This is a genomic window from Staphylococcus agnetis (genome assembly GCF_011466855.1).
Classification (GTDB): Bacteria; Bacillota; Bacilli; order Staphylococcales; family Staphylococcaceae; genus Staphylococcus; species Staphylococcus agnetis.
Map to the genome: position 1 here is coordinate 534214 of NZ_CP045927.1, position 17969 is coordinate 552182.

Annotated in this window: 19 protein-coding genes; 10 read left to right on the forward strand and 9 right to left on the reverse strand. The window is 35.3% G+C overall.

Annotation, left to right across the window (positions count from 1 at the left end; translation table 11 throughout):
- Positions 1–224: 224 nt before the first annotated feature.
- Both GJE18_RS02735 and GJE18_RS02740 read left to right on the forward strand, forming a co-directional pair.
- On the forward strand, positions 225–1538 hold the full coding sequence (locus GJE18_RS02735; protein WP_165886077.1) for a Na+/H+ antiporter family protein: 1314 nt from the start codon (positions 225–227) through the stop codon (positions 1536–1538).
- Between the two features lie 24 nt (positions 1539–1562).
- Positions 1563–1940: a PaaI family thioesterase gene (locus GJE18_RS02740; RefSeq protein ID WP_060550657.1), complete on the forward strand. Its 378-nt coding sequence runs from the start codon at positions 1563–1565 to the stop codon at positions 1938–1940.
- A gap of 65 nt (positions 1941–2005) precedes the next feature.
- On the opposite strand, the gene GJE18_RS02745 is transcribed toward GJE18_RS02740, so the two are convergent.
- From GJE18_RS02745 to kapB, 9 genes are all read right to left on the reverse strand, one after another.
- Positions 2006–3130: a polysaccharide deacetylase family protein gene (locus GJE18_RS02745; protein WP_107368410.1), complete on the reverse strand. Its 1125-nt coding sequence runs from the start codon at positions 3128–3130 to the stop codon at positions 2006–2008.
- Positions 3131–3363: 233 nt separating this feature from the next.
- A complete protein-coding gene (locus GJE18_RS02750) occupies positions 3364–3720 on the reverse strand; it encodes a Na+/H+ antiporter subunit G1 (protein WP_060550658.1) in 357 nt (118 codons plus the stop codon).
- Positions 3698–3991, reverse strand: coding sequence for a Na(+)/H(+) antiporter subunit F1 (locus tag GJE18_RS02755; protein ID WP_037566791.1), 294 nt, complete (start codon positions 3989–3991; stop codon positions 3698–3700). Before GJE18_RS02755 ends, GJE18_RS02750 begins: the two co-directional genes overlap by 23 nt.
- Positions 3991–4470, reverse strand: a complete 480-nt coding sequence (locus GJE18_RS02760) for a Na+/H+ antiporter subunit E (protein ID WP_037566793.1) — start codon at positions 4468–4470, stop codon at positions 3991–3993. Before GJE18_RS02760 ends, GJE18_RS02755 begins: the two co-directional genes overlap by 1 nt.
- On the reverse strand, positions 4471–5970 hold the full coding sequence (locus tag GJE18_RS02765) for a Na+/H+ antiporter subunit D (RefSeq protein ID WP_060552458.1): 1500 nt from the start codon (positions 5968–5970) through the stop codon (positions 4471–4473). It abuts the gene before it with no gap.
- Positions 5960–6307: a Na+/H+ antiporter Mnh1 subunit C gene (mnhC1, locus tag GJE18_RS02770; RefSeq protein WP_037566794.1), complete on the reverse strand. Its 348-nt coding sequence runs from the start codon at positions 6305–6307 to the stop codon at positions 5960–5962. Before mnhC1 ends, GJE18_RS02765 begins: the two co-directional genes overlap by 11 nt.
- Positions 6307–6753: a Na(+)/H(+) antiporter subunit B gene (locus tag GJE18_RS02775; protein ID WP_081858214.1), complete on the reverse strand. Its 447-nt coding sequence runs from the start codon at positions 6751–6753 to the stop codon at positions 6307–6309. The genes mnhC1 and GJE18_RS02775 overlap by 1 nt, the downstream gene beginning before the upstream one ends.
- Entirely contained in the window at positions 6716–9133 is a 2418-nt protein-coding gene (locus GJE18_RS02780; RefSeq protein WP_107368409.1) for a Na+/H+ antiporter subunit A, read from the reverse strand. Before GJE18_RS02780 ends, GJE18_RS02775 begins: the two co-directional genes overlap by 38 nt.
- 139 nt (positions 9134–9272) lie before the next feature.
- Complete coding sequence (kapB, locus tag GJE18_RS02785) at positions 9273–9653, reverse strand: sporulation phosphorelay system protein KapB (RefSeq protein ID WP_165886078.1); 381 nt, start codon at positions 9651–9653, stop codon at positions 9273–9275.
- 73 nt (positions 9654–9726) lie between these two features.
- Here kapB and GJE18_RS02790 point away from each other — a divergent pair, with 73 nt between their 5' ends.
- The 8 genes from GJE18_RS02790 (at position 9727) to GJE18_RS02825 (ending at position 17847) form a co-directional block, all read left to right on the forward strand.
- Positions 9727–10329, forward strand: coding sequence for a peptidylprolyl isomerase (locus GJE18_RS02790; RefSeq protein WP_107368408.1), 603 nt, complete (start codon positions 9727–9729; stop codon positions 10327–10329).
- A 27-nt stretch (positions 10330–10356) separates the two neighbouring features.
- Complete coding sequence (locus tag GJE18_RS02795) at positions 10357–10614, forward strand: DUF1871 family protein (protein ID WP_060550662.1); 258 nt, start codon at positions 10357–10359, stop codon at positions 10612–10614.
- A gap of 286 nt (positions 10615–10900) precedes the next feature.
- Entirely contained in the window at positions 10901–12091 is a 1191-nt protein-coding gene (gene fmdA, locus GJE18_RS02800) for a formamidase (RefSeq protein ID WP_107368362.1), read from the forward strand.
- Entirely contained in the window at positions 12091–12357 is a 267-nt protein-coding gene (locus tag GJE18_RS02805; protein ID WP_037566807.1) for an FmdB family zinc ribbon protein, read from the forward strand. Before fmdA ends, GJE18_RS02805 begins: the two co-directional genes overlap by 1 nt.
- A 173-nt stretch (positions 12358–12530) precedes the next feature.
- On the forward strand, positions 12531–12920 hold the full coding sequence (gene ygs, locus GJE18_RS02810; protein ID WP_037566809.1) for a S1 domain-containing post-transcriptional regulator Ygs: 390 nt from the start codon (positions 12531–12533) through the stop codon (positions 12918–12920).
- Between the two features lie 550 nt (positions 12921–13470).
- Entirely contained in the window at positions 13471–15015 is a 1545-nt protein-coding gene (gene pruA, locus GJE18_RS02815) for an L-glutamate gamma-semialdehyde dehydrogenase (protein ID WP_107368363.1), read from the forward strand.
- Between the two features lie 225 nt (positions 15016–15240).
- Positions 15241–16443 (forward strand): ornithine--oxo-acid transaminase, encoded by a 1203-nt coding sequence (locus GJE18_RS02820; RefSeq protein ID WP_103345747.1) that lies wholly within the window; start codon positions 15241–15243, stop codon positions 16441–16443.
- 159 nt (positions 16444–16602) lie between these two features.
- Positions 16603–17847 carry a Glu/Leu/Phe/Val family dehydrogenase gene (locus GJE18_RS02825; RefSeq protein ID WP_165886079.1) on the forward strand — a complete coding sequence of 415 codons (1245 nt, stop codon included), beginning with the start codon at positions 16603–16605 and terminating at the stop codon, positions 17845–17847.
- Positions 17848–17969: the final 122 nt, after the last annotated feature.

Genomic DNA, 17969 nt, shown 5'->3' on the forward strand with positions numbered 1-17969 from the left:
AGCAAGGAGTGTGCCCTTTAAGGCTACTCCTTGTTTTACATTTAGAACTCTAAAGATTGGAAATTATAGATAGTGCTAACACTAAATGAAATATTATTTTAGGTCGATGCGATGAATATAAAAATTTCAAAAAAGAAGTGAGATCATACATTGACATGAAAAAATGAAACTGTTATGATTTTCATAACGCTTTAACACGATAATGAACTAAAGGAGATAACGGAATGAATGCAGTTTTAATCGCAGTATTACTTATGATTGTTTTATGTTTATGTCGATTAAATGTTGTCATTAGTTTGTTTATAAGTGCCTTAGTCGGTGGATTGTTAGTCGGCTTGCCTTTAGACAAAACGATTGAAACATTTACGCAAAATATTGTGGATGGGGCTGAAGTTGCACTTAGCTATGCGTTATTAGGCGGATTTGCAGCTTTAATATCCTATAGCGGTATTACAGATTATTTAGTAAACCGTATCATTGAAGCCATCCGAACAGAAAATACGAAAGTTTCACGTATTAAAGTAAAAGTATTTATTATTATCAGTTTGCTTATGCTTAGTGTCATGAGTCAAAATGTTATACCAGTGCATATTGCATTTATTCCAATTGTTGTACCACCACTACTTAGTTTATTTAATGAACTTAAAATTGATCGCCGTTTGATTGGCGTAATTATCGGTTTTGGATTATGTTTTCCATATGTGTTGCTCCCATTTGGATTTGGTCATATATTCCAAGAAATTATCCAAAAAGGATTTGAAAAAGCACATCATCCCATTGAATTTGGAATGATTTGGAAAGCAATGTTAATACCTGCAAGTGGCTATATTATTGGTCTCATTTTAGCGTTAATATATTATCGTAAACCTAGGGACTATAAAACGATTGAGGTGTCTAATAAGGACAATGAAGTTACACTAAGACCGTATGTGATTATTGTAGTCATTGTGGCAATTTTGGCGACATTTACGGTTCAAACTTTAACAGATTCAATGATATTTGGTGCATTGGCAGGGGTGCTCATTTTCTTTGTTTCAGGCATTTACAAATGGAAAGAACTAGATCATCAATTTGTAGATGGAATTAAAATAATGGCTTATATAGGGGTCGTTATTTTAACCGCCAATGGTTTTGCGGGTGTCATGAACAAAACAGGTGATATAGAAAAGCTCGTTAATGGCCTGACAACAATTTCTGGCGGTAATTTATTTCTGAGTATTGTATTAATGTATCTCATTGGTCTCATAGTGACTTTGGGTATTGGATCTTCATTTGCAACAATCCCGATTATTGCAGCTTTATTTATACCATTTGGTGAAGCTTTAGGAATGAGTACAATGGCCCTTATTGCACTCATTGGTACTGCAAGTGCGCTAGGGGATTCAGGTTCACCCGCAAGTGATTCCACACTTGGTCCTACTGCAGGACTGAATGTCGACGGTCAACATGATCATATTCGTGATACTTGTATACCAAATTTCTTGTTTTATAATATTCCACTTGTCGTTATGGGTACGATTGCAGCACTTGTATTATAATGATGTTATTAAGGAGGCATAGGCATGTCGAATTTAGTGGAATTATTAAATATGAAAGTGGTAGATCAACATCAGGGGTATCTTAAAATGGAAATGCCGGTGACAGATAATGTGAAACAACCGTTCGGTTATCTTCATGGAGGGGCAACAATGGCCTTAGGCGAAACGGCATGTTCTATAGGATCCTCACATTTATTAGATGTTACAAAAGAGATACCTGTTGGTTTAGAGATGAATGCCAATCATATTAAATCAGTACAAAGTGGAAAAGTGATTGCTACAGCAACCCTTTTACATCGTGGTCGCATGACACACGTTTGGGATGTCAAAATTACTAATGAGGAAGGCATACTCATTACAGTAATGAGAGGAACTATAGCGGTCAAACAAAAAAATATATAAAAAAAGCCATCTTTGAGAGAAGTATAGGAGGAATCCTTTACTCCACATTCAAAGATGGCTTTTAATTAATATGCATAGGATTTATTCCCTTTAAAATAAGCACGATCTTCTTTGTTATATACATTTTCAGGTATAAGAAATGGTTTGAGTTTATATTTAAATTCATATAGGTTCAGACCATCTATAGCAACTCTATCTTGATATACATTATCAGGTGAAACATCTGTAAAATTATTAGGACCCACACCAGCGAGATATTTAAAATGACCTTCTTTAATTAAATAGTTATACGCTGGTGTATGACGATCTTGTGCACCATGAGGGAAAATAAATAAATCCGTTTTACCAACAATAGGTACGACTTCTTTTTCCCATTTTTGGGTATCGTTGACAATTGCTTTATAAGATGATTTTTCAAAATTAATATGTCCATATGAATGACTGGCAAATGTCCAACCATCGCGTTTCATTGCGTCTACAACTTTTTTAGCATCTTTTTTACGTTGCTCATAATCTTTACTATCTGTTTCATTTGTTCGATAACCTATTACACCACTATAGCCCGTTAATGCTACAACACCCTTTTGCCCATTTAAAGAAAAGTCAGGGTGCGCTTTTACAAAATCATTTAAGATTGGTACGATATCGTCACTTTTTGAATGGGTAATCTTTCCTTGTTTATCTTTCGTTTCTGAAACGACATGTTGTGATTCATCTAAAACGAGGCGATCATCGTATCCTTTTCCGAGCATATAATCATAATAGTTCATATCATCGATAGATAATATTAATGGTTTCTTATTTTTAGGTAATTTCAATGTTTTCTTTTTTATAGGTGATGATTGAAGGTCATAAGCATCGTGAGGGTCTATCAAAATATAGTTGTTTTTATGTAATTCCTCAATGGCTGATTTGAATTCTTTCGTTGTAACCATCCAGTCATTATTACCTTTCGCACTTGGATTTTTACTATCAAATGCTACTTTTGGATCAGTTATAACCGGATGAAAAAATACATGGTAAATTTCTCCTTTATAAGGTTTCCAATCATCATTTACTTTTGATTTATGTTTTGCATACATGGAGGCATCATCACTGTTGCGTTTACTACTTTGATGTTGTTGTGTACAACCTGCTACAAACAGCAATAATAACAATAATGTGCAGAATATTGAAGTAGCACCTTTCATCTCTCTAGTCCTTTCTAGATGTATTTTTACACTTTAAATATAGCAACACTTTTAAAATTATTCAAGAATAATAAATAACGCACTTAAACATTAAAATTTTTATCGAACAAGGTGTGTGGTAAAGAATTTGCCAAAGAGTTATGACCGGTAACAGAAGGGAATGATGTAAAAAAGCGAGGATGTCATCTATGAAAGAATGAATCCTCGCTAATATCAATGGATTAAGTTGAATATTAAAGTTTTTTGCCGTCTAAATCTTTTTTAACTTCATCAAGTTTTAAGCGCTTTGATGCGGGTGCCTTTAAATTATATGCCGCTTTTAAAATCATATGGCTTGCTAAAGGACCGGTAATAAAAACAAAGAATATACCGATTAAAAGTTGAAAATTAACATATCCCTCTTTACCGATAAAATAGATGAACACGCCAGTAAGTAAGAGCATGGCACCTAATGTTGCCGCTTTACCAGCAGCATGTGCACGTGAATACACATCATCTAATTTCAAAATACCAAAAGCTGCCAACGCGCTAAACAATGCACCGATAATGACAAGTAGAACGCCTAAACTAGTCACGATGGTTTCTGTCATGTTCGATCACCTCACCTTTATCCATAAATTTAGCAAACACGGCTGTGCCTAAGAAAGCAAGTATACCAATTAATAGTATTGCTACTATCATATAGGGTGTATTTAAAATGATAGAAAACAAACCTACAATGGCCATTAATTGGATACCAATGGCATCTAATGCAACAACACGATCCGCAAGTGTAGGGCCTAAAATGACACGTACAAGCATCGCCAATATAGAGAGCACTACAATAATTAATGCAACAATGATTAATATGTCATAGTTCATTAGGATTCACCTACTTCTTTCACCGCTTTTTCAAGTGAGTTTTTAATTGAAGCGACTTCTTCTTCTTTTGTTGAAAAGTCGAGACAATGAATATATAAACGTTTCATATCGTCATTAACACCTATCACTACAGTACCAGGTGTCAATGTGATTAAGTTGGACAACAACGCTACTTGCCATTTGTGCTCTAAATCTGTTTCATATACAAAGAATGCAGATTCGTTTTTAAGACGAGGCTGGATAATGACTTTAAAAACGTCAAAGTTAGCTTTAATCAATTCGATGATGAAAATGAATGCAAGCTTGATGACTTTATAAATCGTTACAACATAAAATCGACCCGGCAGGATTTGACGCATTAAATAAACGAGTAATAGGGCGAATAAAAAACCAAGAACAAATGAATTCATCGTATAGCTGCCTGATAAAAATAACCAAAACACAGCTAAAATAATATTAATTAATATTTGAACTGCCATTTAATCGCCTCCTAAAACGCTTTGAATATAGGTTTCTGGTTGATAGAACGATTTTGCACCTTCTGCAATAAACGGATATAACTGACCTGCTGTTAAACCAAAAATAACAGTAATGATTACCGAAAGTACAGCGACGGCTAGCAATCCTCTATGGTGTAAACGCGGGTTATAAACATAGCCATAACTTTTACCAAAGAATCCGCGTAAGAATATATTAATAACCGAATATAGCACGACCAAGCTTGAAAGAAGGACGATGATACCACTTACGTAAAATCCTTTTTGGAATGTTGCTTGGACGATATATAACTTTCCATAGAATCCACTTAGTGGTGGAATCCCAGCTAAACTTAATGCAGCAATGAAAAATGTCCATCCTAGAAGTGGATAATGATGAATTAAACCACCAAATTTTCGTAGATCTGTTGTTTTTGTGATTTTGTACATGATACCAATTAAGAAAAATAACGCAGCTTTGACTAGCATGTCATGTAAAGTGTAATAAATGGCACCAATGATTCCTGCTTGATTCATCATTGCAACACCAACTAAAATCACACCGACAGCAATCATAATATTGTATAGAATAATACGTTTTGTATCTCGATAGGCTATGGCACCGACAGAACCAAAGATAATGGTGAGTAGTGCTAATGTAAGTATCGTGTAATGTGAAATTGTTAATGTATCTTGGAAAAACAAACTCATTGTACGTGCAATGGCATAGACGCCGACTTTAGTAAGTAACGCACCGAAAAATGCAATGATAGCAAAAGGAGGAGCGTAGTAAGCACCTGGAAGCCATACGTACATTGGGAACGTACCTGCCTTAGTGGCAAATACAAATATAAATAAAATAAATACGATACTAATTAAGCCTGGATGCTCGTGTGAAACTTTACCTAATTTAACACTAATATCAGCCATATTTAACGTACCAACAACGGAATATAGAATACCTACGCCGATAACAAAAAATGCTGAAGATACGACATTCACTAGTAAATATTTGACACTTTCTTGTAATTGTATTTTTGTTCCACCAATAACCATAAGGCCGTAAGAAGCCATTAAGAAGACTTCAAAGAATACGAATAAGTTAAAAATGTCGCCAGTAATAAAAGCGCCATTGATACCAGCGAGCATAAACATAACAGTAAAATAGTAATAATACGTTTCGCGATGTAAACCTATAGATTGATATGAAAATAATATAATCAATACAGTAATGAGCGTACTTGTCATAACGAGTAACGCACTAAATAAATCTAATACAAACACAATGCTGTAGGGCGCTTTCCACGAGCCCAATTCAAGGACAATCGGATGACCGGCGACCCATACATTGACAAAGTTCCAAATTGCAAAGCCTAATGTGATGAGCGTACCTATTAAAGCAATATATCTTTTAATATACGGTCGCAAACCACTAAAAATAAGTAAAATCGTAGTTATGACTGGAATCGCCACAAGCATTACAATTAAATTCTCATTCATCATCATCTTGTGGCACTCCTTTCATACGTTCTACGTTGTCTGTGCCTAATTCTTTATAACTACGAAAAGCAAGTACTAAGAAAAAAGCAGTGACTGCGAATGAAATTACAATTGCTGTTAAAATTAAAGCTTGAGGAATAGGGTCTACATAATTGGTAACATTCTTTTCGAAAATAGGAACATTTCCAGTTTTTAGACCACCCATTGTTAATAAAAATAAATTTGCAGCATGTGATAACAGTGCGGTACCTATAATAATTCTTATTAAACTTTTAGAAAGAATGAGGTACACGCCAATGGATGTAAGCAAACCACAAACGACTATTAATACAATTTCCATTACTCATTCTCTCCAATCGTTAAAATAATTGTTAATACTGTACCTACAACAACGAAAAGTACGCCAGTATCAAAAAGTACAGCTGTATGAACATGCATCGGTGCTAATAAAGGTAAAGGGATATCCACAGAAGTATGTGTGAAAAAGTTCTTACCATATGTCCAACTCAACATGGGTGAAAAAACACAAAATGCTAAGCCGAGTGCGATAAGTTTTTTAAAATCCCATGGGAACACTTTACGCATTGTTTTAACATCAAAGGCCACTGCAATAATTACCAGTGCACTCGATACAAGGAGTCCACCAATAAAGCCGCCTCCAGGAGTATAATGTCCGGCTAAAAAGAGAGAGAAACCGAACATCATTATTAAGAAAAAGATAATCAGTGCAGAGTATTGTGAAATTAAATCATTTTTCTGTCTGTTCAATTTTCTCAATCCTTTCATAACCATTTTTGTGTTTTGCACGTAATTTAATGAGTGTATAAATGGCCATACCCGCGATACCTAGCACAGCAGACTCAAATAATGTATCCGTTCCACGGAAGTCTACTAAAATGACGTTGACCATGTTTTTACCTTCTGCAAGGTCATAAACATGCTTTTTATAAAATTCACTAATTGATATAAAATGACGGTTGCCATAAGCGATTAAGCCTAAAATAGTAACGATAAGACCAACGCTAATTGAAATTACGACATTGACGATCTTAAATCTAGGTGTTTCATTATAACGGCTCATATTTGGCAAGTGATAAAAACATAGTAAAAATAGGGCAGTGGAAATGGTTTCTACTACAAATTGAGTTAATGCAAGATCTGGCGCATTAAAGAAAATGAAGAAAATGGCCATCGAATACCCTACTGCACTCAGCATAATAATGCTGAAGAGTCGTGAACGTGCAAACATAATCATTACAGCCGCTATGATAATCGTAATAACAGATATAAATTCATATGGACGTATCGGTGACACATGCTTAAAGTCGAACGTAAATGGCACTAAAATAAGCGTCACAACTGTGATAATAATTAATGTAGTAAATATAATCACAATATTATTTCGACTCAAACCGGTCATATACGTACGTGTTAATTGTGTCGCATAGAAAGGTGAATAGCGTCCTGTTTGATCGTACCAATAGTTTAAAGTTAGAAATTGAGGTAACCCTTTTATAACCGGAACCCATTTCTTATGTGTTAATAACAAAATAGCACCGACAACGTATATGATGAGTGTTGCCATAAATGCAGGTGTAAAGCCATGCCATAAATGAAATTCAGCCGTGATGTTATCAATGTTAGCTATAGATTTAACAGCCGGTTCGACTAACGGTGTCGATACTAAACTAGGGAATAAGCCTATAGCGATGACTAATGTTGATAAAATAATTGGAGGGATATTCATCAATATGGATGCCTCATGTGCTTTATGTGGTAATGCATCAGGTTGATAGTTCCCTAAAAAGATTTCAGTTATAAATTTAAATGAATACACAAATGTAAATATACTACCAATTACGGCAACAATTGGTAAGAGCAAACCTAAAGTATTTAAACTGAATACGTTAGCGCTTGTGACTTCTATCATGGCTTCTAAAAATTGCTCTTTAGATAGAAAACCGTTAAAAGGTGGGACGCCTGCCATACTTAATGAAGTAATGATGGTAAGCGTAAATGAAATTGGCATAATTGTCATTAAGCCACCGAGTTTTTTTATGTCACGCGTACCTGTCGCATGGTCAACGGCACCTGTAATCATGAAAAGTGCACCTTTAAATGTCGCATGGTTGATTAAATGGAAAATTGCAGCACTATAAGCTGCGACATAAAATTGATTTTCTGCGCCATTAAAATGATAGCTGACTGCACCTATTCCAAGCATGGACATAATCATCCCTAGTTGAGAGACAGTAGAAAAGGCTAAAATACCTTTTAAATCCTGTTGCTTGGTTGCATTTAAAGATCCCCAAAAAAGAGTGACTAATCCAAATAATGTAACTGTCCAAATCCACCCTTGAGATACTGCGAAAAGGGGTGTCAAACGAGCAATTAAATAAATTCCAGCTTTAACCATCGTTGCTGAGTGAAGATATGCACTTACAGGTGTCGGTGCTTCCATCGCATCAGGCAACCATATGTAAAATGGGAATTGTGCGGACTTTGTCATTGCACCAATAATAATAAAAATCATTGCTAAAAGGAAAAATGGAGATGTATGAATATCATCAACGTGACGTACTAATTCACGAATGCTCCATGTTCCAGATGCGATATAAAGTAGAATGAATCCACCTAATAATGATAATCCACCAAATACAGTAATCATCATTGATTTCATTGCACCATATAATGATTTTTCTTTATGGCGCCAGAATGAAATGAGTAAGAAACTTGAAAATGATGTCAGCTCCCAAAATAAGTAAAGCACGAGTAAGTTATCTGAGAGTACAACACCTAACATGGCACTCATAAACATCAATAAATAGCAATAAAAATTACCTAGTTGTTCAGAACGGCTTAAGTAACTAATAGAATAAAGTACAACAAGACTCCCAATACCGGTAATTAATAAACTAAATAATAAGCCGAGACCGTCTACATATATGTCAAAATTCATTCCGATTTGTGGCATCCATTTCATAGATGCTTTTTCGTAATGACCGGACATAGTAGGTTGAAGATACGTTGAAAAGTATGCGAACAACACAACTGGAATCGGTAACACAAACCATCCTAAATGCACACGCTTATAAAAACGGTACAAAACAGGTATGATAAGTGCGAATATCAACGGCAAAATCACCGCAATATGTAACCAACTCATAAATTGTCCTCCTTCATAAAACTGCATTACTTTTATTATACATGATTATGAATGCGAAGAAAATCAACCCTTACCGTGGCCAGAGTTGATTTTTTAGGTTCTTTTAAATAAGTAGAAACTCGTCTTAAATGTCATAAAATTAATCGAATTTCATTTTGTATTGATGTTCATAATCTTTTTTTAATGCTTTTAAACACATCAGTGATTTTTGGTTATATAAAGTGTCATTAGATTTAAGTTTTGACTCTAATTGTGCTACAGCATGTTGAAGTGATTCTACGTAAGGCATGACGTCTACATCAAATGGTTTAAGTTTACTTTGTGTCGTGTAACGTTTTTCATATAAACTCAAAGCTTTACGCTCATGAAAAAAGACACCTTCAGCTTCATTAGGTGTATGCAAATCACCTTGTTTAGGATGCTTAATGACTTGCAATACTTTAACCAATATTTGATCTTCTGTTCTTTCAACAATTTCAACACCGTATACACCGCTTTTATGTGCAAATCGGTAGCGCATAAATATTCCTTCCTTTCTTAAATATGTTAAGATATGTTTATATTTTAGTTTAACACGAATGGAGAAATGACAAATGACGAAATATCCTCAACTTACTAAAGAATTACAAGATAATGAAATTAAAGCAGTAATGCATACCAATATGGGTGATATGACTTTAAAATTATTCCCTGAGATCGCCCCTAAAACAGTGCAAAACTTCGTAGAATTATCAAAGAAAGGATATTATAACGGTATCACTTTCCATCGCGTCATTAATGATTTTATGATTCAAGGTGGTGACCCAACTGGTACAGGTATGGGTGGCGAAAGTATTTATGGTAGTCCATTTGAAGATGAATTCTCTATGGAAGCCTTTAACCTGTATGGCGCATTATCAATGGCTAATGCAGGTCCAGGCACAAATGGCTCACAATTCTTTATCGTACAAATGAAAGAATTACCAGTTCAAATGTTGAATCAATTACAAGATGGCGGATGGCCAAAAGAAATTGCTGAAGCTTATCGTGAAAAAGGCGGCACACCTTGGTTAGATCAAAAACACACAGTTTTCGGTCAATTAATTGAAGGTGAAAAAACGCTTGAAGATATCGCAAGTGTAAAAGTAGGTCCTGGAGATAAGCCAGCTTATGATGTTGTAATTGAATCCATCGATATTGAAGATGACAACGCGTAATAAATTTAAAATAGAAGGTGAATATGTGTGGCTAATAACGATTTGAATATTCAACTCTATCAATTGTTATCTGAATGGAATCCTATGCAATTTGATGATAAAACATTAGGGGACGCGGAAGTGTATGAAATGATGGATGCTGTACATCAATTAGGAGAACCTACTGAAATTGCATACGCGTTTCAAAATATTTTTCGTTTTTCTTTTGAGGAAACATTATCGTATGACGTTTGCTTAGCAAAAGCACATGAAGCCGTCAATCTACAACAACAATGTAATATCTAAAAATAAACATTAATTTGAGTAAAATAATTTCATTGATACTTATTAAGTATAGCCTTCAAAATTCACTGTTTGGTGAGTTTTGAAGGCATTTTTAGTATGGAATGAGGCATAATAGGGTATCAACTTTTCAATAACATACGAGTAAATTGTGTTTCATAAATATAATTTTACAGAGATGATAAAGTGGCAATGTAGTGCATAAATAATTTGAAACTTCAGATTATATAAAATTTTTAGGGTAATTTAACACTGTAGTAAAAATATCACATTATAAGGGGGCGTATGTATGCCGAAAACGTTATTTAGTGTTGATTTAAATAAAAAAATGGATGAGCAAGTACATCCGGGGCATAACAGATGGCATCCAGATATTCCAGCAGCATTTTCAGTAAATCCTGGTGAAGCGTTTCGAATGGAGTGTTTAGATTGGACAGATGGTCAAATTTCTAATGACGATAATCCTAATGATATTAAAACGGTCAATTTAAATCGTGTGCATGTGTTGAGTGGACCAGTTTATGTGAATCAGGTTCAACCAGGCGATTTACTCGTTGTTGATATTTTAGACATTGGCACCTTTCCAGAACATGAATGGGGCTTTAACGGCATTTTCGACAAAACGAATGGCGGAAGTTTTTTAGTAGATCACTATCCTAATGCACAAAAATCTATATGGGACTTCAATGGCATTTATGCAACAAGTCGTCATGTACCTGGTGTTGAATTTGTAGGGATTATCCACCCGGGACTGATTGGTGTGGCACCATCACAAGACATGTTAAATGAATGGAATAAACGTGAGCGCGCACTTGTTGATACTGATCCAAATCGCGAACCTGTATTGGCTAACCTTCCTACAGCCGATGCCGCGGTTTTGGGAACTCTGAAAGGAAAAGATTTTGAACGTGTTGCAAAAGAAGGCGCACGTACTGTTCCACCACGTGAAAATGGTGGGAATTGTGATATAAAAAATTTATCTAAAGGATCACGTATTTATTTTCCAGTATTTGTTGAAGGGGCTAAATTGTCGGTTGGTGATTTGCACTTTTCACAAGGAGACGGTGAAATCACATTTTGTGGCGGTATAGAGATGCCTGGATGGATTGATTTACGTGTGAATGTCATCAAAAATGGAATGGAAAAATATAATATAAAGAAAAATCCAGCATTTAATCCAGGACCTGTTATGCCAAATTACACGGATTATATTGTATTTGAGGGTATTTCTGTCAATGAATTTAACGGGAAACAAACATACTTAGATGCGAATACAGCTTATCGAAATGCATGTTTAAATGCGATTGAATTTTTGAAAACGCGTGGTTTTACAGGTGAACAAGCGTATATGTTATTAGGTACTGCGCCTGTTCAAGGTACTGTAGCCGGGATTGTAGATGTACCGAACGCATGTTGTACCATTGCTATCCCTAGAGAGATATTTAAAACAGGGGTCCTCCCAGAAATGGATGAAGATTAATGCCAAATTATACGTATTGTTGTCCAACGTGCGGTCCATTTACTGTTCGTCAATCGATACATGACAATCATGATGTTTATTGTTGTCCGTCATGTAATACGTATGCCCAAAGACAATTTCAAGCCTTTCAAACATATCGGTTAGATGCAAATTTAAAAAAACGTATAGAACAAGGTCAACAACCAAAAATCGTTAAAAAAGAGGCTATTGCGAAGAAGGCAACACAGCAAGCAACTCAGGGAAGACCTTGGATGGCTGGACATTAAAACGAGTAAAGAACGCGAAATCGTAATTGAAAAAAATGGTTGAACCATTAAAAAGTCATTGCAACATGAGACTTTTATAACGGAATTTGTTATTAACGATTTATAGTTATGATTCTAAAAAAATATGTGCTATGATGATACTGTTGAAGTTCAAAATTAATAAGGGGTTATGCATGTTGAAAAAACAGTATCGTGTTGGTCAACACATAAAAGTACGTGTGACTGGTATTCAACCCTACGGTGCTTTCGTTGAAACCCCTGACAATACTGAAGGATTAATTCATATTTCAGAAGTTATGGATGATTATGTGCATAATTTAAAAAAACTTTTATCACAAGGTCAAACGGTAAAAGCTAAAATCATTTCAATTGATGAATCAGGAAAGCTGAATTTGTCTTTAAAAGACAATGATTATTTTAAAAATTATGAGCGTAAAAAAGAAAAACGTTCAGTATTGGACGAGATAAAAGAGACCGAAACGTATGGGTTTCAAACTTTAAAAGAACGCTTACCATATTGGGTGAAACAGTCAAAGCGACGGATGCAAGACGAAGCCGAATAAAAAGAAGTGGAACATGATGTTTCCGCTTCTTTTTTTATCTTGAATGACCTATCCTATATGAATCTCAAAAGCCTATAAAAGTATGAATTGCTAAAGAATGTTTATAAAAATGAAGTTAATTCAATTATTTAAAATGAAATGATTACGTGTACAATTCGCTATTTTAGTATAGCATTACACACGAAAGTATATATGTAGAATATTACATAAAAAGCAACCTATATAATAAATTTTATATAACTTTCTAAATGTTTGTATAGAAGGAAATATACAATTGATGTAAAGTTGCTATTTACCACAATTGTATTTTAATGACGGTCTAAATTTACACCTTTAAAGTGGTTGAATTTACAAGCATTAAACGCTATAATGCTTGTAAATGAAAGCGCTTCAATTCGAGCAGATTACTCGCTTTAGCGTATTAAAGAGATATCACATCGTAAAAATTGCGATAATTCAGTATAGCCTGAAAAAATCTTTTACATCCTAGTTGCGATATGTCATGATAATGATAAGTGCTTTCTCAAATTAAACAAGGGAGGATTTATAAATGATTCCATATAAACACGAACCATTTACAGATTTTACAAAAGAGGAGAATCGCGAAGCTTATTTCCGCGCTCTAGAAAAGGTAGAGAGTGAATTAGGTCAAGAGTATCCTTTAATTATTGGTGGAGAACGTGTATATACGGACGATAAAACTCGTGTGTATAACCCATCTAACCGTGAAGAAACGATTGGTTACGTTTCAAAAGCTTCAAAAGAACATGCACAAAAGGCGTTAGATGCTGCGAAAGAGGCATTCAAATCATGGAGAACAGTAGATCCTAAAGTACGCGCTAACATTTTATTCCGTGCTGCTGAAATTACACGTAAGCGTAAGCATGAATTTTCAGCTTTATTGTCTAAAGAAGGCGGTAAACCATGGAAAGAAGCGGATGCAGATACAGCAGAAGCAATCGACTTTATGGAATATTATGGTCGCCAAATGCTTGAACTTAAAGATGGAAAAAAAGTAAATAGCCGTCCAGGTGAATACAATCAATTTGATTATTTACCAGTCGGTGTGAGTGTTGTAATTTCACCATGGAACTTTGCTTATGCAATCATGGCTGGAACAACAGCTGCACCAGTTGTAACAGGAAATACTGTACTATTGAAACCATCTTCAAATACACCGATTATTTCATATAAATTTATGGAAGTTTTAGAAGAAGCAGGTCTACCTAAAGGCGTTGTGAACTGGATCCCTGGTTCATCTAGTGAAATTGGTGACTTCTTAATTGAAAATAAAGATGTAGGCTTAATTTCATTTACTGGCTCTAAAAACGTTGGTAAAGAAATTATTCAAAAAGCAGCCGTTATCCAAGAAGGTCAAAACCATATTAAACGTGTAATTGCTGAAATGGGTGGTAAAGACGCGATCATTGTTGACAATGAAGCAGATTTACAAGTGGCTACAGATGCGATTGTTTATTCAGCGTTTGGCTTCTCAGGTCAAAAATGTTCTGCATGTTCACGTGTTATTGCGCACCAAAACATTTATGATGAGTTATTAGAGCGTGTTAAAGCTGAAACTGAAAAAATTAAAGTTGGTAATGCTGCAGAACCAGACACATATGTAGGTCCTGTAATTGACCAAAAATCTTTAGATAAAATCAAAAAATACATTGAAATTGGTAAAGAAGAAGGTCGTATTGTAACAGGTGGCAATACTGATGAAGAAAAAGGTAATTTCGTTCATCCAACAGTTATCGCAGACTTAGATCCTAACTCACGTATTATGCAAGAAGAAATTTTTGGTCCGGTTGTTGGATTTACTAAAGTTAAAGATTTTGATGAAGCGATTGATGTCGCAAATGATACTGAATATGGTTTAACAGGTGCAGTTATTTCTAATAATCGTATGAAATTAGAACAAGCACGCCGTGACTTCATGGTAGGTAATTTATACTTTAACCGTGGATGTACAGGTGCTGTAGTAGGTTACCAACCATTTGGTGGATTCAAAATGTCAGGTACAGACTCTAAAGCTGGTGGACCAGACTATTTAGTACTTCACATGCAAGGTCGTACAGTTTCTGAACATTTATAAAATTACTAAATTGAATACGATACGCATAAAGTCTCAATGTGTGCTTAAGGTACAATTACGTTATATAGACGATAGCGTTTGTTGATAACCATTTGGCGATGTAATACTTTATGTTTTTAAGGTAGGGTAAGCCATCATATATTCGATCAAAACAGTGAAATGGGTGTTTTGTTTCGTTAAATAGGTTGGTTTACCCTTTTATTAATTAAAAAAGGGGCGTTTAAAGTGACGAATCAATCAGAACAAATTATCGAACTTACAAATCATTATGGTGCACATAACTACTTGCCACTCCCAATTGTGATTTCAGAAGCTGAAGGTGTATGGGTGAAGGATCCAGAAGGCAATAAATATATGGATATGCTCGCTGCTTACTCTGCAGTGAACCAAGGTCACCGTCATCCAAAAATTATTCAAGCACTTAAAGACCAAGCGGATAAAGTAACGCTTGTGTCTCGTGCATTCCACAGTGCAAACTTAGGCGAATGGTATGAAAAAATTTGTAAGCTTTCAGGTAAAGAAAAGGCACTACCAATGAACACGGGTGCAGAAGCGGTTGAAACAGCATTAAAAGCTGCACGTCGTTGGGCGTATGATGTTAAGGGTATTAAACCGAACGATGCTGAAATCATAGCAATGGTTGGAAACTTCCATGGCCGTACGATGGCACCAGTGTCATTGTCCTCTGAAAAAGAATATCAACGTGGTTATGGTCCGCTTTTAGAAGGATTCACAAATGTTGAATTTGGAAATATTGAACAATTAAAAGAAGTGATTAATGAGAACACGGCTGCAGTTTTAATTGAGCCTATACAAGGTGAGGCAGGCATTAATATTCCTCCTAAAGGTTATTTAAAACAAGTACGTGAATTATGTGATGAACATAATGTTTTATTTATTGCTGATGAAATTCAGGCAGGTTTAGGCCGTACAGGTAAGTTATTTGCGACAGACTGGGATGAAGTAAAACCTGATATTTATATTTTAGGAAAAGCCTTAGGTGGTGGCGTATTCCCGATTTCTGTTGTACTTGCTGACAAAGAAGTGCTAGACGTCTTTACACCAGGCTCACACGGTTCAACATTTGGAGGTAACCCATTGGCATGTGCGGCATCCATTGCTGCGTTAGATGTTATCGTGGATGAAGATTTACCAGGACGTTCACAAGAACTTGGAGAATATTTTAAAAATGCATTATTAGACATTGATCATCCATCCATTAAAGAAGTACGTGGACGTGGCTTATTTATTGGTGTTGAATTAAATGAAAATGCGCGACCATATTGTGAACGTCTTAAAGAAGAAGGTATTTTATGTAAAGAAACACATGATACCGTGATTCGTTTCGCACCACCTTTAGTCATTACTAAAGAAGAGCTTGATTATGCCATTGATAAAGTGAAAAAAGTATTTGCAGAATCTAAATAACATGTGTTTGCATAATGGAATTTTTTTAAAAATCCCATTGATATAATAACTATTTTTTATACTTTTATACTAGACCTAAAAGGCTTTAAAAAAGTATTGCTTATGTTACAATGACTTATGTAAGCGAAAACAAAGTAGGAAAAAGAGGCGAAATGGATCATGGCTGAAAAAAACAATCTAGTGACGTCAACTCAAGGTATCATTAAAGAAGCAATGCATAAATTGGGTTTCGACGATGGTATGTATGAGTTGATTAAAGAACCTTTGAGATTTTTAACAGTTCGTATTCCGGTGAAAATGGATGATGGAACGGTAAAAACTTTTACAGGGTACCGTGCGCAACATAATGATGCTGTAGGACCTACAAAAGGTGGGGTACGTTTCCATCCAGATGTAGATGAAGAAGAAGTAAAAGCACTTTCTATGTGGATGACTTTAAAATGTGGTATCGTCAACTTACCATATGGCGGTGGTAAAGGCGGTATTGTATGTGACCCACGTCAAATGAGCATTCATGAAGTTGAATGTCTGTCAAGAGGGTACGTACGTGCAATTTCACAAATTGTTGGACCGACTAAAGATATTCCAGCACCTGACGTATTTACAAATTCTCAAATCATGGCATGGATGATGGATGAATACAGTCAAATGGACGAATTTAACTCTCCTGGTTTTATCACAGGGAAACCGATTGTGCTTGGTGGTTCACAAGGACGTGACCGTTCAACAGCTTTAGGTGTTGTTATTGCAATCGAAGAAGCTGCAAAACGTCGTGGTAAAACAATTAAAGATTCACGTATCGTAATACAAGGATTCGGTAATGCAGGTAGTTTCCTAGCTAAATTCCTATATGATCAAGGGGCTAAAATTGTAGGAATTTCAGATGCTTATGGTGCATTACACGACCCAGAAGGTTTAGACATAGATTATTTACTTGATCGCCGTGATAGTTTTGGTACCGTGACTAACTTATTCGAAGATACCATCTCAAATAAAGAATTATTTGAACTTGATTGTGACATCTTAGTACCAGCGGCGATTGCAAACCAAATCACTGCTGATAATGCTAATGATATTAAAGCCGAGATTGTTGTAGAGGCTGCAAATGGTCCTACAACACCTGAAGCAACTAAAATATTAACTGACCGCGGCGTATTACTTGTTCCAGACGTGTTAGCAAGTGCTGGTGGCGTTACAGTATCTTATTTCGAATGGGTTCAAAATAATACAGGTTACTATTGGACAGAAGAAGAAGTGAATGAAAAACTTCGTGAAAAATTAATTACTGCTTTTGATACAATTTATAACTTATCCCAAAATCGTAAAATCGATATGCGTTTGGCAGCATACATTGTTGGCATTAAGCGCACTGCAGAAGCAGCTCGTTACCGTGGTTGGGCATAATACATGTGAAAACCGCAAAGTGGAGAGAACCACTTTGCGGTTTTTTTGTCAATAAATCGCTTTTTAAGCAAACATTTGTGGAAGCATATACTAAAAATGAAGTTGCTTGTGAAAACATCATA

Coding starts and splice junctions, on each gene's coding strand:
- GJE18_RS02735 (WP_165886077.1), top strand. CDS start 225: ATGAATGCAGTTTTAATCGCAGTATTACTTATGATTGTTTTATGTTTA.
- GJE18_RS02740 (WP_060550657.1), top strand. CDS start 1,563: ATGTCGAATTTAGTGGAATTATTAAATATGAAAGTGGTAGATCAACAT.
- GJE18_RS02745 (WP_107368410.1), bottom strand. CDS start 3,130: ATGAAAGGTGCTACTTCAATATTCTGCACATTATTGTTATTATTGCTG.
- GJE18_RS02750 (WP_060550658.1), bottom strand. CDS start 3,720: ATGACAGAAACCATCGTGACTAGTTTAGGCGTTCTACTTGTCATTATC.
- GJE18_RS02755 (WP_037566791.1), bottom strand. CDS start 3,991: ATGAACTATGACATATTAATCATTGTTGCATTAATTATTGTAGTGCTC.
- GJE18_RS02760 (WP_037566793.1), bottom strand. CDS start 4,470: ATGGCAGTTCAAATATTAATTAATATTATTTTAGCTGTGTTTTGGTTA.
- GJE18_RS02765 (WP_060552458.1), bottom strand. CDS start 5,970: ATGATGAATGAGAATTTAATTGTAATGCTTGTGGCGATTCCAGTCATA.
- mnhC1 (WP_037566794.1), bottom strand. CDS start 6,307: ATGGAAATTGTATTAATAGTCGTTTGTGGTTTGCTTACATCCATTGGC.
- GJE18_RS02775 (WP_081858214.1), bottom strand. CDS start 6,753: ATGAAAGGATTGAGAAAATTGAACAGACAGAAAAATGATTTAATTTCA.
- GJE18_RS02780 (WP_107368409.1), bottom strand. CDS start 9,133: ATGAGTTGGTTACATATTGCGGTGATTTTGCCGTTGATATTCGCACTT.
- kapB (WP_165886078.1), bottom strand. CDS start 9,653: ATGCGCTACCGATTTGCACATAAAAGCGGTGTATACGGTGTTGAAATT.
- GJE18_RS02790 (WP_107368408.1), top strand. CDS start 9,727: ATGACGAAATATCCTCAACTTACTAAAGAATTACAAGATAATGAAATT.
- fmdA (WP_107368362.1), top strand. CDS start 10,901: ATGCCGAAAACGTTATTTAGTGTTGATTTAAATAAAAAAATGGATGAG.
- GJE18_RS02805 (WP_037566807.1), top strand. CDS start 12,091: ATGCCAAATTATACGTATTGTTGTCCAACGTGCGGTCCATTTACTGTT.
- ygs (WP_037566809.1), top strand. CDS start 12,531: ATGTTGAAAAAACAGTATCGTGTTGGTCAACACATAAAAGTACGTGTG.
- pruA (WP_107368363.1), top strand. CDS start 13,471: ATGATTCCATATAAACACGAACCATTTACAGATTTTACAAAAGAGGAG.
- GJE18_RS02825 (WP_165886079.1), top strand. CDS start 16,603: ATGGCTGAAAAAAACAATCTAGTGACGTCAACTCAAGGTATCATTAAA.